At 69.3% G+C, this 12,669-nt stretch carries 12 protein-coding genes and 2 pseudogenes; 7 read left to right on the top strand and 7 right to left on the bottom strand.

The window, feature by feature from the left end; translation table 11 throughout:
* Positions 1-479: 479 nt before the first annotated feature.
* Positions 480-1,016, bottom strand: a pseudogene (locus HUX53_RS06695) (NYN domain-containing protein); the annotation flags it as partial.
* Between the two features lie 360 nt (positions 1,017-1,376).
* Complete coding sequence (locus tag HUX53_RS06690) at positions 1,377-2,999, bottom strand: alkaline phosphatase D family protein (RefSeq protein WP_176402282.1); 1,623 nt, start codon at positions 2,997-2,999, stop codon at positions 1,377-1,379.
* Between the two features lie 1,016 nt (positions 3,000-4,015).
* Here HUX53_RS06690 and HUX53_RS06685 point away from each other — a divergent pair.
* Positions 4,016-4,633: a transposase gene (locus HUX53_RS06685; RefSeq protein WP_176402281.1), complete on the top strand. Its 618-nt coding sequence runs from the start codon at positions 4,016-4,018 to the stop codon at positions 4,631-4,633.
* Between the two features lie 72 nt (positions 4,634-4,705).
* Here HUX53_RS06685 and HUX53_RS06680 read toward each other — a convergent pair whose 3' ends face one another.
* Positions 4,706-4,855 (bottom strand): hypothetical protein, encoded by a 150-nt coding sequence (locus tag HUX53_RS06680; protein WP_176402280.1) that lies wholly within the window; start codon positions 4,853-4,855, stop codon positions 4,706-4,708.
* 345 nt (positions 4,856-5,200) lie between these two features.
* Here HUX53_RS06680 and HUX53_RS06675 point away from each other — a divergent pair, with 345 nt between their 5' ends.
* The gene (locus tag HUX53_RS06675; protein WP_176402279.1) at positions 5,201-6,910 is read left to right on the top strand and encodes an MFS transporter; all 1,710 of its coding nucleotides are present in this window, start codon (positions 5,201-5,203) and stop codon (positions 6,908-6,910) included.
* Between the two features lie 170 nt (positions 6,911-7,080).
* On the opposite strand, the pseudogene HUX53_RS06665 reads toward HUX53_RS06675, so the two are convergent.
* Together HUX53_RS06665 and HUX53_RS06660 are read right to left on the bottom strand one after the other, a co-directional pair.
* Positions 7,081-7,792, bottom strand: a pseudogene (locus HUX53_RS06665) (reductase); the annotation flags it as partial.
* A 44-nt stretch (positions 7,793-7,836) separates the two neighbouring features.
* Positions 7,837-8,748 carry a DNA-processing protein DprA gene (locus HUX53_RS06660; protein ID WP_255204995.1) on the bottom strand — a complete coding sequence of 304 codons (912 nt, stop codon included), beginning with the start codon at positions 8,746-8,748 and terminating at the stop codon, positions 7,837-7,839.
* Between the two features lie 81 nt (positions 8,749-8,829).
* Between HUX53_RS06660 and HUX53_RS06655 the strand changes: the two genes are divergently transcribed.
* The 5 genes from HUX53_RS06655 (at position 8,830) to HUX53_RS06635 (ending at position 11,153) form a co-directional block, all read left to right on the top strand.
* Positions 8,830-9,168: a hypothetical protein gene (locus HUX53_RS06655; protein WP_176402277.1), complete on the top strand. Its 339-nt coding sequence runs from the start codon at positions 8,830-8,832 to the stop codon at positions 9,166-9,168.
* Positions 9,169-9,299: 131 nt separating this feature from the next.
* Positions 9,300-9,671 carry a hypothetical protein gene (locus HUX53_RS06650; RefSeq protein ID WP_309237084.1) on the top strand — a complete coding sequence of 124 codons (372 nt, stop codon included), beginning with the start codon at positions 9,300-9,302 and terminating at the stop codon, positions 9,669-9,671.
* 1 nt (position 9,672) lies between these two features.
* Positions 9,673-10,311, top strand: a complete 639-nt coding sequence (locus HUX53_RS06645) for a hypothetical protein (RefSeq protein ID WP_176402276.1) — start codon at positions 9,673-9,675, stop codon at positions 10,309-10,311.
* A gap of 8 nt (positions 10,312-10,319) precedes the next feature.
* The gene (locus tag HUX53_RS06640; RefSeq protein ID WP_309237083.1) at positions 10,320-10,760 is read left to right on the top strand and encodes a roadblock/LC7 domain-containing protein; all 441 of its coding nucleotides are present in this window, start codon (positions 10,320-10,322) and stop codon (positions 10,758-10,760) included.
* Between the two features lie 21 nt (positions 10,761-10,781).
* Entirely contained in the window at positions 10,782-11,153 is a 372-nt protein-coding gene (locus tag HUX53_RS06635) for a hypothetical protein (RefSeq protein WP_176402275.1), read from the top strand.
* A 46-nt stretch (positions 11,154-11,199) separates the two neighbouring features.
* Here the strand turns inward: HUX53_RS06635 and HUX53_RS06630 are convergent, their stop codons facing one another.
* Positions 11,200-11,799, bottom strand: coding sequence for a DUF305 domain-containing protein (locus tag HUX53_RS06630; protein ID WP_217919153.1), 600 nt, complete (start codon positions 11,797-11,799; stop codon positions 11,200-11,202).
* Positions 11,784-12,578: a lytic polysaccharide monooxygenase gene (locus HUX53_RS06625; RefSeq protein ID WP_176402274.1), complete on the bottom strand. Its 795-nt coding sequence runs from the start codon at positions 12,576-12,578 to the stop codon at positions 11,784-11,786. The genes HUX53_RS06630 and HUX53_RS06625 overlap by 16 nt, the downstream gene beginning before the upstream one ends.
* Positions 12,579-12,669 lie beyond the last annotated feature (91 nt).

Genomic DNA, 12,669 nt, shown 5'->3' with positions numbered 1-12,669 from the left:
TGTTCTTCGTCATCGTGCGTGTGTCTATGAGTCTGTTATTTTGGTTTGTTTATTTTTTTTTTTTTCAAGCAGAAGCCGGCATACGGTATAGGAGTCGGTCTCGTGGGCTCGGAGATGTGTATAAGGGCCAGCTGCAGTGGGGCCTGCTGGCCGCCGGTGCCGTAGGACGATCCGGCGAGGCCGCCGCCGGTGCCGCCGGGCAGTGGCATCGGGCCGGTGCCCACGCCGGGGCCCGCGGAGGAGCCGTTGCTCATCCCGCCGGACATGGCCGGGCCGAGGTCGCGGACGGACGAGGCGGACGGGATCGGCGGCCCGCTGACCGGCGACGCGGGCGGCGGGCCGTTGTGCGAGGCGGGTTGCAGGGAGCCGAGTGAGGGGCTGTGCCCGTTCGACGAGGCGCCGTGCGAGACGCCGTGCGAGGTGCCGTGCCCGTTGGACAGCGGGCTCGTCCCGTACGGGGAGCCGGACGACCCGTCCACGCCGGCGAGCAGGTTGACGTAGGGGCGCAGGTGGCCGGAGCCGATCTCGATGAGGTCGTCGCACTCCTGCCGCAGCACGCGGGAGATCGTCCAGTTGCCGTCGACGGCGACGTGCACGACGGTGACGCGGACGCCGAGGTCCTGCGCGTCGGTGACGATCTGCGCGAGGTCCTCGTCGCCGCTGACCAGGACGGCGTCGGCGAGCGCGCCGTTGCGGGCCAGGGTCATCAGGTCGCGGTGGATCTCGGTGTCGACGCCCTCGCGGCGGCCGGGGCGGACGCGGCCGAGCCGCAGTTTGAGGCCGGGCAGGTCGGCGAGCGAGTCGTGCTCGGGCGAGCGGCGGCCCTCGATCGTCGCCTCGTACCAGTAGCAGCGCATCAGGGGCAGGCCGGTGCGTTCTCGCGCCAGGTTGCCCAGGAGTTGCAGCAGCCCGCCGAAGTCCCAGGAGACAGTCTCGCGGTGGCGCGTGCCGTGCACGGCCATGGCGCCGTCCGCCAGCAGGTAACCGGCGTCCACGAACAGCGCGCAGCGATCCATGCGACACCGTCCTTCCTCAACACGGGAGCTCACAGCGTGCCCACTAGAACGTAGCGACCCCGGGCGCTTATAGCGTAGTGAAGAGCTGCAGCCCAGTAGGCCGATACGGCGTTTCGCCACTCTTTCATGACGACCCGCCCGTTGGCGACTCCCCGGTAACAACGAATTGGGCAGCCGCGGCGGACGCTACCAGCCCTTTCGGCCCGGCCCCGCGGTTCCGCCCGATCTTTACGGGAAGAAGCAGGTCACGGGCTCAGGTCCGGCGTCCCGGTGAAACTCGAAACTTTTCGGAGTCTTGCACATTGTGGTCGCTTGACCACTGACCGTCAGGTAATTCGGGTGCGTTTCCTTAACTTCGCGTCAGGTGACGCGGGCGCGGCCCATCTCGGCGAGCCTGCCGCCGTCGTGCGGAGTTTCCCAGCGCACGTTGCAGTCAAGACCCGACAATTCGACGGTCGCGATGGCGTTGTGGAACCACGGGCCCTCCGTCATGCGCCACCGGATCGGCGGGACGGGCACCTTCGCGAGCTTCGCCAGCAGGCGGAACGGGCCGCCGGACGCCCGCGAGTACGCGACGCGGTTCGCCCACTTGAACCTGCCCATCAGCGGGTTCCGCAGCGGCGAGCAGACGATCTGGGACACCTTCGACTGCAGGGCGGGCGTCGTGACCCGCGCCAGGTACGAGTAGTGGATGTCGCCGGACAGGAACGAGATGCTCGCCGGTGCGGGACCGCGCTCACCACGTCCGACGGCGACGATGTCAGCTGCCACGTCGCGGAACGACCGTTCGAACGCGGCCCAGTGCTCCAGGTCGGCGGCCTGCCGGATCTTCTCCCCGAGCCCCGCGCCGCGCTTGCCCCAGGCGCCACCGGCGAGGGCCTCGTTCCACGACTCCGCGTGGTGGATCGCCATGGGAAGGAGGTAGGGGAGAGAGCTCGCGATGAGCAGATGGTCCATGCCGCCTTGGCACTGGCCGTCCAGCCACTCGAACTCCTCGTCGTCGAGCATGCCGCGACGGTCTTCGGTGAGGAGCCGGGAGCATCGGCTGTCCACGACGATGAGGCGAGTGCCGCCCCAGTCGTGGGCGTAGCTCCAGCGCGTACTGGCAGGTTCCTTGTCGGCCTTCTCCGCGAACTCGTCCAGGACGGCGCCGGCGTCGCCCGTCGCGTCCGACGCCTTGCGCAGTGCCTCGAAGATCGAATTGGACGCGCGCTCCTGCGGCGACAGGTTCCCGAGGTGCTGGTAGATCCAGTACGAGCCGATCCCGCCGGTGATGCGGTCCTTCCACCAGGGCTGAGCCCACATCTCCTGGCGCCACGCGTAGGAGGTGTTCCAGTCGTCCCTGATGTCGTGGTCATCGAAGATGGTGAAGGTGGGGACGGTCGACAGCAGCCACCGGACGGCCGGATCACCGTGCCAGGCCAGTTTGTAGAGGTGCGTGTAGTCCTCGTAGTCGGCGGCCTCGTCCGCGGGCGGTTCGTCCGGTCCGCGCCGTCCGCCGATGAACGCGCGCATCTCGTCGCTCAACTCGTCGGCGTACACCTGGTCGCCGACCATGAGCAGGATGTCGGGCCAGGCGACAGTGTCGCCGCCCGTCCGCAGCCGTTCCGCGAACGCGGCGAGCGCGTCGTAGCCGAACTCCTCCACGGTGCCCGGCGAACGGCGGCAGGACCCGAAAGAGATACGCAGCCCGTCGTCGTCCTTGAGCGTCCTGATCTGGGACGGCGGGAAGCCGTCGTCCTCTGGCCAGACCGTCTCGCCGTCGGTCAGCACCTTGTACGGGATGCGCGAGCCGGGCGCCAGGCCGTCGATCTCGACGAGCGCGTAGTGGTGGCCGTGCACGGTGAACGTCCTGGCGGACGCGTCCACACCGTGTTCTTCGCTGATGACCCGCACCTCGCAGGGCCGTTCGGTCTCCACCCAGATCGTCGCGGTGTGGTGGCTCACGTGCCGGAGATGGGGCCCGAGTACCAAAGCGCTCATAGGACGTCTCTCTAGCGGACCGAACCCCGTCGCGTCCACCCGGATGGGGCCTGTGCCATACCGGGCCGGGACGCAGTGGGCCCGGCCACGTGCTGAGCACGCGGCCGGGCCCGGTGTTGCGGAATCGGTGTCGCGGAGTCAGGACGAGACGGCGCACTGGCCGCGGTCGGCGCGGCGCGGGCCCTCGGCCGTCGGACGGATGTCGAAGTCGAAGATGGCCGTGGGCAGGTAGAGCGAGCAGAAGGGCGCGTGGGAGGCGACTCGCCGACAGGAGAACCGTCGGAAGGAGAGCGCCGCGGCCCGGGAACAGGCTCGGGAACAGCGCTCCCCCGACGTGCCGGCTCCCGAATCCGTCGACTCCTCGACACAGGTTCCGGATCCGAGGCAGGAGGGGGCGGAGGACGCCGAGCCGGCGGTCGCCCGGAGGGCGAACACCGAGGGGCGGGGAACCAGGGCCCCGCGGTCGCGCGGCTCCGCGAGTGCTGGCGGGAGCGGGCAGAACGGCATGCCCTGGAATTCGCTCAAGTCCTTGGCGGACCTGATTCGCCGGAACATGCCGTCCACCGAGCTTCCAACGCTGGTCCCGCTCCTCCAGCATTCCTAGTACGGCAGCAGCACTTTGCGGGCTGAGCTGGGCGGATAGGCAGGCCCAAGGGGCGCGGGGAAGCCGGGCCGGTTGATGTGGTCTTGTGACCGGAACGCCGGACATGAAGACGGCTGCTCTGTGATCAAGTCTGTGTGACGAGAACAAAATCCAGAGCAGCCGCTGCGCTCATCGTAGAGGCTGAGCGGGCCGTGGCGGGCTTGCACGAGCTGATGGACCGGGTCCGGGGCTGTTTCGCCCGCATCGAGCCGTGGGTTCAGGCCCGCGAGTACGTTCGTGCGGTCTCCTCTGATCTGCCCGAACGCAACGGGTGGACGATCGCCGAGTGGATCGGGGACCGCACTCCGGACAAGACCCAGCGGCTGCTCTGGGCGACGGCTCGGGCCGGGCGTGCAAGCAGATCATCTGGTCGATGCTGTGGACCCGCGAGCGGTGGCAGATCGTCTCGGCCGGCGCCGGGGACAAGGGCGCCCGCGATTACGCCTGGGCGTGGGTGGCCACCGCCTCACCGGTGCACTGGCTGCTGGTCCGCAAGCACCTGCGCACCGGCGAGCTGGCCTTCCACTACTGCCACGTCCCCGCGGGGCGGCCGGTGTCGCTGCATCTGCTGGTCGCCGCGGCGGGGCTGCGGTGGCCGGTGGAGGAGTCGTTCGAGTTCGGCAAGGACCTGTTCGGGCTGGACCAGTCCCAGGTCCGCCGGTACGAGGCGATCCGCCGGCACACCGTGCTGGTCATGCTCGCCCTGGCGGTCTACGCGGTGGCGGCGGCCTCGGCCCGGCCCCGTACCGACACCCAAGCGCCCCCGCCGACCGGCCCGGACGCCCCGCCGCCCGCCGACCCCGGGCACACCCCGCTGTCGGTCGCAGCGATCAAGAACCTGGTCAACGCCCTGCACCCCCGCCACCACGGCATCGACCACACCGTCCACTGGCAGAACTGGCGAGACCGGCACCGAGCACGAGCCCGCTGGTACCACCAGCGAACCCGCCTCCGCCGCCCACTAGAACACGCATATCCGCAGCTCACCTAACGAAATGCTGCTGCCGTACTAGGCAATCGCCGTTCTACGGGGCCTTGTTGCCTCCCGGCCCGCGGACACGCCTCACGCGATCATCCCGTGACCTGGCATCTCACCGGCCATCTCAGCATCCGAGAACGCAATCAGCCCTGCCTCCCGCGGGCTGGGAGCCAGACCGTCCTGGTCCGACATGAACCTATGGATGCCGTCCATCTCCATGGCCTGGATCTGCATGCGCGCTCCCTCTTCTGTCGGCTGCGGCAGCGTATTGGAGGCGGCTCAAGGCCGTGGACGCGGTGCGCTCGCCCCCGTCGCCGCGGACGTTCGCGGCCTCCCTTCGTCGTTCTCGCGGGCGACGGGCATGACGTACTTCCCATAGCTGGAATTCGCCAGTTTCTCCCCTAGCCGGTGGCATGCCTGCGCATCGATGAGCCGCTTCGAGAATGCTCCCTGGCCGGCACCCTAAATCAGTGCTGGCGCACCGTCGCCGGTGGGGCTGCGGGGGCTTGCCGCGAGGGGTGATTCGATGTGCCCAAACCTTCGCCGGGGCGCTGCACCTGATTTAATTGATTGTGCTCGATGTGGCCGGAAGCGCCGTCCGACTCTTCTTCGATATGGCATAAAGCTGTTATCTTCCGCGTCATGAGCGGAAGCCGCAGCACTGGCGTATTTCTGGACCACGAGTTCGACCTCCCCGATGGCCGTCGCCGTCCCATCGTCTTCTGGACCGGTGTAGTGCTGGTCACGGTGGGAGTGATTCTGCACCTGCCCATGTACATCGAATCCGCCGAAATGCATTACCACATGGCGGGAATGAAGATGGACGCGGCGATGCTCTGGGGGATGGTGCTCATCGTCTCCGGGAGCGCGCTGGCCGGCTGGGGGCTGGTGCCGCGGCGCGCCAACCACGAGGGCGCCGCCCTGCTGAAGGTCCGCGCGATCGACGACGCCCGCATCAGCAAGACCCATGTCGGCCTGCTGCTCGTGCTGGCGATCGCGGTGACCATCGATGTGATGAAGCCGACCACGCTGGCGTTCGTGGCACCGGGCGTCGCCGAGGAGTACCACCTGCGCGCACCCGGCCATCCGCATGGCGATGTCCCGGTCGCGTGGCTGCCGTTCAGCGGCATCGCGGGCACCGTGCTGGGCTCACTGATCTGGGGATGGCTGGGAGACCGGATGGGGCGCCGGGCCGCGATGCTGCTGGCCGGGATCCTGTTCATCGGCACGTCGATCTGCGGCGCGATGCCCAGCTTCGGATGGAACGTGGTGATGTGTTTCATCATGGGGCTGAGCGCAGGCGGGATGCTCCCGGTCGCGTTCACCCTGCTGTCGGAGACCATCCCGGCCCGTCGCCGGGGCTGGCTGATGGTGTTCATCGGCGGTGACATCGCGGGCGCCTACGTACTGACGAGTTGGGCCTCCGAGACCCTCACACCGACATATAGTTGGCGGATCCTCTGGCTCATCGGGCTCCCGATGGGAGTGCTGTTCCTCTTCCTCGCGCGCTGGGTTCCCGAGTCCCCCCGCTACCTGCTCTCCGTAGGCAGGGAGGACGAGGCCCGCCGGGTCCTGACCCGCTACCGGGCCGAGGTCGTCCGCATCGAACGGTCGGAGCTGGCGGACGAGGAGAGCCTGGGCAATCGGTATTCGCAACTGGTGCGGTCGCCGTTCCTAGGCCTGACAACCATGCTCACACTGCTCGCGGTCGGCATCGGCCTGACGGTGTACGGCTTCCAGATGTGGCTGCCGAGCAATCTCAGGCAGCTGGGCTACGACGGCGTGAGCGCGGACCGTGTGCTGCGGGACTCCGCGTTGATCGGCTTCCCCTTGAATCTGGCGGTGGCCTACCTGTACCACCGTTCGAGCCGCTGGACGCTCATCGGACTGAGCGGCCTGGTCACCGCATCCCTGGCGTTGTTCACGATCCTGGGCGACTCGGCCGCCGAGAACAGAGCCGTGCTCAACACGCTGCTGGTGATACCCATCTGGGGCTCCAGCTCGGTGATCGCGGTGCTGTCGGCCTATGCGGCCGAGGTGTACCCCACCCGCATCCGCTCGCGCGGCAGCGGCCTGGCCGCCGGGATGACCAAGGCGGGCGGCGTGCTCGTCCTCGCGATGATCGTCGCGGCCGTCGCCGCGCCCTCCCTGAGGGCGACGGCCGCGATCGGCGCGGTGCCGATGGCCGTTGCCACCGTCGCGGCGGTCGCCGTCGCCGTCGAGACCCGGCGCCGGCGGCTCGAGGACATCACGTGCGACGAACTCGGCGGACGCGCCCCGGCCCGATGACGAGCGAACACGCCCCGGTGGCCGCGAACCCCGATGCGCCGGACACCGATCGCCTGCCGATGCGAGGGGGTTTGGTGAAGCTGCGGCCGGCGGTGATGAGGTGGTCGGCTATGGCCACCTCGTAGGAGGTATCGGCAGGAATCCACCGGTAGTTGGTGAGCATGGCGGCCATCGCCCGGTGGAAGCCAGACCGGAAGGTCCGTCCACGGCTGGATGCCCGCTTCGAGGACGGTTTCTGGGGCCGTCCAAGCGAGTTCGGCGTTCGACCCCGTTACGTCGATGCAGGCCTGGAGCAACTCCTCCATCGTCGTGTGGTCGGGCGGGCTGACCACGTTAAAGGGGCCGTTCAAACCTTGCTCGGCGGCCGCCTCGGGCGATGCGCGTCAGCCACCAGGGAAGGCGTCCGATGTTCTCGTACGGCCCCAGGATGAGACCGGCCCGAACGAACAGCGCCCTGTCTCCGAACACGTCGAGCGCCGCCAGCTCTCCACCACGCTTCGCCGCCGCGTAGTCGACGTCGCCCTCGTCCGGGGAGCCGTCCACCACATCGGCCTCTTCGCCAAGCCCGAAGGGCGTCGGGAATCGGTAGACGGAACGGCTGGAGATATAGACGTAGTGCCCGACCCGCCCACCAAGAAGGCGCGCGGCGTCACGGACGGCGGACGGCGCGCCCGACCAGGTGTCGACGACCGCGTCCCATTCCCCGTCTTCCAGGGTCTTGAGCCCGCCCTCGGCAGTGCGGTCGCCCTGCAACGACGCAACGCCCTTGGGCGGCTCATGGCGTCCCCTGTTGAAAACGGTCACGTCCCAGCCGCGCGCCAGCGCGTCCTCGGTGACGGCCCGCCCGACGAACTCCGTCCCACCCAGCATCAGAAGCCTCATAAGCAGAACTCTGCCGCCCGTTTTCGGTAGCGGGATCGAGCATGTCAGGCGTAGATCAGCCGCTGCAGGGCGGCGTCGATCGCGGACTTGCTGCTGACGATGTTACTGATGATCGTCAACACCTCGTCGAGGCTGCTCGCGACGTGGACGCCCGGTCGGCTTACGAGGGCGCGGGCCCAGTGGTTGGCGCCGACTACCAGATCGGTGAGGATGACGGGCCTGCCATGCTCGACCGCCATCCGGGCCTGCGCGCGCGCCCCGCTGTGCTCTCCCGCCTCCACGACGACCGTCGCCATGCCGTAACCGGACATGGTCGCGTTGCGCATCAGGAATGTGTGCTTCTGTGGAGGTGCGTCGGGCCAGAACTGGGATAGCAGAAGGCCACGGGACGAGATCTCCTGGTGCAGATCGCGGTTGGCGGCCGGGTAGACCTTGTTGATGCCCGTTCCAACGATGGCGACCGTGCGTCCGCCTGCATCGAGGGCGGCGCGATGGGCGGCGGTGTCGATGCCGGCGGCGAGCCCTGCTACGACTGTCACCTTCTCGCGGACCAGGTTATCGGCCACACTGGCGGCGATCTCCAGGCCGCGCTTGGAGGCCGCTCTGGATCCCACTACCGAGACGGCCAGGTCGCCATCGAGAAGCGAACCCCGAGCAAAGAGAACCGGTGGGGCCTGGTGGACCTCGCGCAGCCGTTCGGGATACCGGCCATCGAGGACGGTGAGCATCGTGTGGCCTTGGCCGACCCACTCCTCGAGGTCGTGGGCGGCGGCCTCTAGGGGATCCACTTCGCCTGGAGCGTCTACCAGGGTGGGCGGGACGAGGCGATGCCAGACCGCGATGGCGCTCCCGGTCTCGACGACCTCAGCTGTGATCTCTCCCCAGCGCAGGCCCTGAGGGCGGACCTGGAGGAGTGCCACCAGGGCCGCTCGTTCCTCAGAACTCACCATCTTCATGGTGTCAGAGTACGAGCGTGATCCGGGCATTTCCACTCCCCACCCGCTGATCCGAATGCATGTTCGATTATCTCATGGTTGGTGGACGGTGATCGCTCGGGACCGAGGAAATTCTCCCGCGCACCTGCCGACGCTGACCGCGGGCGGTGGGACCGCGCCGCGATCGCCGAGGGCACCGAACGGCTGGATGCCGTGTTGCGGCAGGGGGAGGCCGGGCCCTACCAGGTGCAGGCGGCCATCGCGGGGTGCCATGCCACCGCGCGCCCGGCCGGGGAGGCCGACTGGCCGCAGATCGCCGCTTCCTGGCCCGCCGCCTGGACCAAGTTCGCCCCCCAAGGTGATGGGCCGGTTGCGGGTGTGCCGGAATGGCCGAGTTCGGGCGGGCCGATTCTGCGGGCTCGGGCGGGATATCCGGGCTGACCGGTTTGGATACGGGGTGGTATTTATGCCCCCGTCGGGGGATGTTGTGGGGATTTAACTGTTTGGTGTTGCGGGCCGCAAAGTTCTGGCTATGGTCGAGTTCCTGCAACTCTCATTCGGTGGGGGAATGGGTGCGGATTGACGACTGCCTTGCGCGGATGATGACGATACCGGGGGCCCAGCGGGTGACCCTGGTGGACTGTGCCAGCGGGCTCGCGGTGGCGGCGGCGGGCCGGGAGGACCTCGTCGACCAGCACGAGGACGCGGCCGGCGCGACCGATGTGGTGCGTGCGGTGCTGACGTCGCCGGCGCTCAGCGCCACCGCGGCGGGCGACGATGTCGAGGAGATCATCGTTTGCGGCGCCGCGGGATATCACCTGTTGGCCCTCTCGGGAGCCGATCTCGACGGGCATCTGTTCGTCCATTTGCTGCTCGACAGGGAAAGCGGCAATCTCGCGCTCGCGCGGTTGCGCATGCAGAGCATCGTCCAGGAAATGCGCTGATATGGGTGCCGACGTTTGCGAAGTCCTCGGCTCGCTGGAGCGGGACAGGTGCACCGGCGTGGTGCGCGTCGGGGGTGATGGCGCGTTCCATGTTGATCGTGGGGCCGTCGTCCGTGCTGAGAGCCGGCATGTGTCCGCTGGGGCCGGGCTCGACCCCGAGCTGTCGGCGCTGCTCGCGATGTTCGACGCCGCCTACTTCCTGCTCGGCTCGGGGGCCGAGCCGGTGTTCACGGAGGGGGCGGCGGGCGGCGATCTGCGGGTCACCGTGGCGACGCTCGTGCACGAGCAGCGCCGGCGCCGCGCGCGGCTCGACGCCGCCTGGCCGGACGGGGGCGTCGACCTGGCGCCCGTCGTGCCGGTCCGGCGGGTGCGGCGGCAGCGCGTCATCCTGACCGGCGTCCAGGCGGAGATCCTGCTCAACGCCGACGGCCGGCGCACGCCCGCGCGGCTGGCCCGCGACCTCGGGCGGACGGCGTTCGGCTGCCTGCTCGCCGTCCGCGGGCTCGCCGCGGCGTCGCTGGTGCGGACCGATCCGCCCGAGTCCGCGGGTGAATCGCCGAGGGAGCTGCCGGTCGAGTGGGCGCCGCCCGACCACGACGTGCTCGACCGGCTCCGGACGGCGCTGGTGGAGCTCGGCTGACCGGAGCGGTGAAACGTCTGATCGAAAGGCTGACGAAGGTGGCGAAACGAGCGGGGACGGCGGCGCGGGTCCCCGAGACCAAGGTGGCGGCGGAGCTGCGGGCCCTGCGGGCGCGCGTCCCGCAGCTCACCGGCAGCCTGGTCGCGTCCGCGGACGGGCTGCTCATCGCGCAGGACCTGCCCGAGGCCGTCGAACCGACCGGGATGGCGGCGGTGACGGCGACGGGCCTGTCGCTGGCGCACCGGATCGCGCAGACCGCGCACGGCGGCGCGTTCCACGAGGTGGTGATCCGCGGGGTGGACGGCTACGTGGTCATCTACGCGGCCGGCCCGACCGCGTCCCTCACCGTCCTCGCGGAACCGACCGTCAACGTGGGGCGGCTCCACCTGGAGTCGCGCCCCGTCGCCCGCGCCATCGCCGCGCATCTCACAGGCACGCGCCGTACGTAACGACAATCAGAAGGGGAGAACATGTCCAACCTCGACCTCTCGCTGAAGGACATGATGGCGATCGACGGCACCATCGGCGCCGCCGTCGTCGACTACAACAGCGGCATGGCGCTCGGGCACCTGGGCAGCTCCAAGGCCCTCGACCTGCAGGTCGCCGCCGCCGGGAACACCGAGGTGGTGCGGGCCAAGTTCCGCACGATGGAGCAGCTCGGCCTCAAGGAGGACATCGAGGACATCCTCATCAGCATCTCCAGCCAGTACCACGTCATCCGCCCGGTGAGCGGGCGCAAGGGCAAGGGCCTCTTCCTCTACCTGGCCCTCGACCGGTCCCGCGCCAACCTGGCGCTGGCCCGGCACCGCCTGCGCGACATCGAGGAGAACCTGGAGGTGTGACGGCGGACGGCCCGTCCACAGCGGGGGGTGGACGGGCCGTGCCGCGTCAGCTGTTGAGCAACTTCAGCATCTGCTGGATCTCGGCCGTCCGGGAGTCCACGACGCGCTTGGCGAACGCCTTCGCGTCGGGGCTGGCGCCCTTGCTCTGCTCCGTCCGCGCCATCTCCACCGCGCTGCCCTGGTGGCCGATGAACAGGTTGAGGAAGGCGGGCTCGAACGCGGCGCCCTTCGTCGTCCGCAGCGCCTTGATCTCCTTGGCGCCGGTCGCGGGCGCGGCACCGTGATGCGCGTGCGCGTTCGAGGCCGCGTCGGACGTGGTCGGCTTCGACCACTTCTTCAGCCAGGACGTCATGAGCTTCAGCTCTTCGGACTCCGTCGCCTTGACCGCCGCGGCCAGCGTCCGCACCTGCTTGCGCTCGGCGCGGTCGGCGGCCAGGCTCGCCATCTCCAGCCCCTGCTTGTGATGGGTGACCATCATCTGCAGGTAGATGACGTCCTGGTCGTTGTAGCCGGACGCCGGGGCGCTGGATTCGGCGCTCGCCGCCTTCGTCTTCGCCGGTTCGCTGTTGCAGGCCGTCAGCGGGAGGGCCGTGGCGAGCGCGACCAGCAGGATCGCGCGGCGCCTGGCGCTCACAGCGGCAGCCACAGGGCCAGCGTGAACTGCGACGGCTCCCAGCCCGGCAGCGCCGTGTGCCCCTGGCGGCAGCGGAACTGGGTGCCGTTGAAGCTCACCACGTCGCCCGTCTTGTACGCCGTGCCCGCCTTCCAGGTGCCGCCGGTCGCGGGCTGGTCGGGCTGCGCCGGCGGACGGCTGCTGGGCGGCGTCGCCGGCGCGCTCGGAGCCTGCGTCGTCGGGGCCGGGTCCGGTGCGGGCTCGGTGGTGGGCGCCGGCTGCGAGCCCCCGCCGCCACCGCCTCCGCCGATGTTCAGGTCGATGCAGCTGTAGAACGCGTTCGGCGTGTCCCCGATGTTCCACACCGCGAGGACGGTGTGCCGGCCCTGGAACTTGCTGAGGTCGATGTTGTGGGTCACGACCGCGTCCGGCTGCTGGTTGCCGCCGTCGACCGTGGCGACCTTGGTGCCGTCCACGAAGTACTCCCAGTTGGACGTGCGGTGCCGCGCCGTGAACACCCACCGGAACGGGACGGTCGTGCCGACGGACTCCGCCGGCCAGTCGCGGCTCTCGTCGGACAGGACGGAGAACTGGCTGAGGCCGCCGTCGCAGCTCTTCAGCCCCTTCGGACCCTCGACGCTCTGCGGCTCGAACTTGATGGGGCCGCAGTCGGGGACGGCGCCCGTCGCGCACAGCGCCTGCCGGCTCGGCGGTGCGGAGACGTAGCCGTGCGCCGATGCGGGGACGGCGACGAGCACCGGCGCCGCGACGGCCGCCACGGCGGCGAGGGGGTAGGCGACGGACCTGCGCATGAAGACTTCTCCCAACGATCGTCCTGCGGCGGCCGGATTTCGGTGCACCGCAATGCCGTGGGACGCTAGTGGGAGTTTCCATAAAGAAACT

The sequence above is a fragment of the Actinomadura sp. BRA 177 genome, assembly GCF_013372625.1.
Classification (GTDB): Bacteria; Actinomycetota; Actinomycetes; order Streptosporangiales; family Streptosporangiaceae; genus Spirillospora.
The sequence above is the reverse complement of the archived record's forward strand: the minus strand, read 5'-3'. Positions and strand labels throughout refer to the sequence as shown.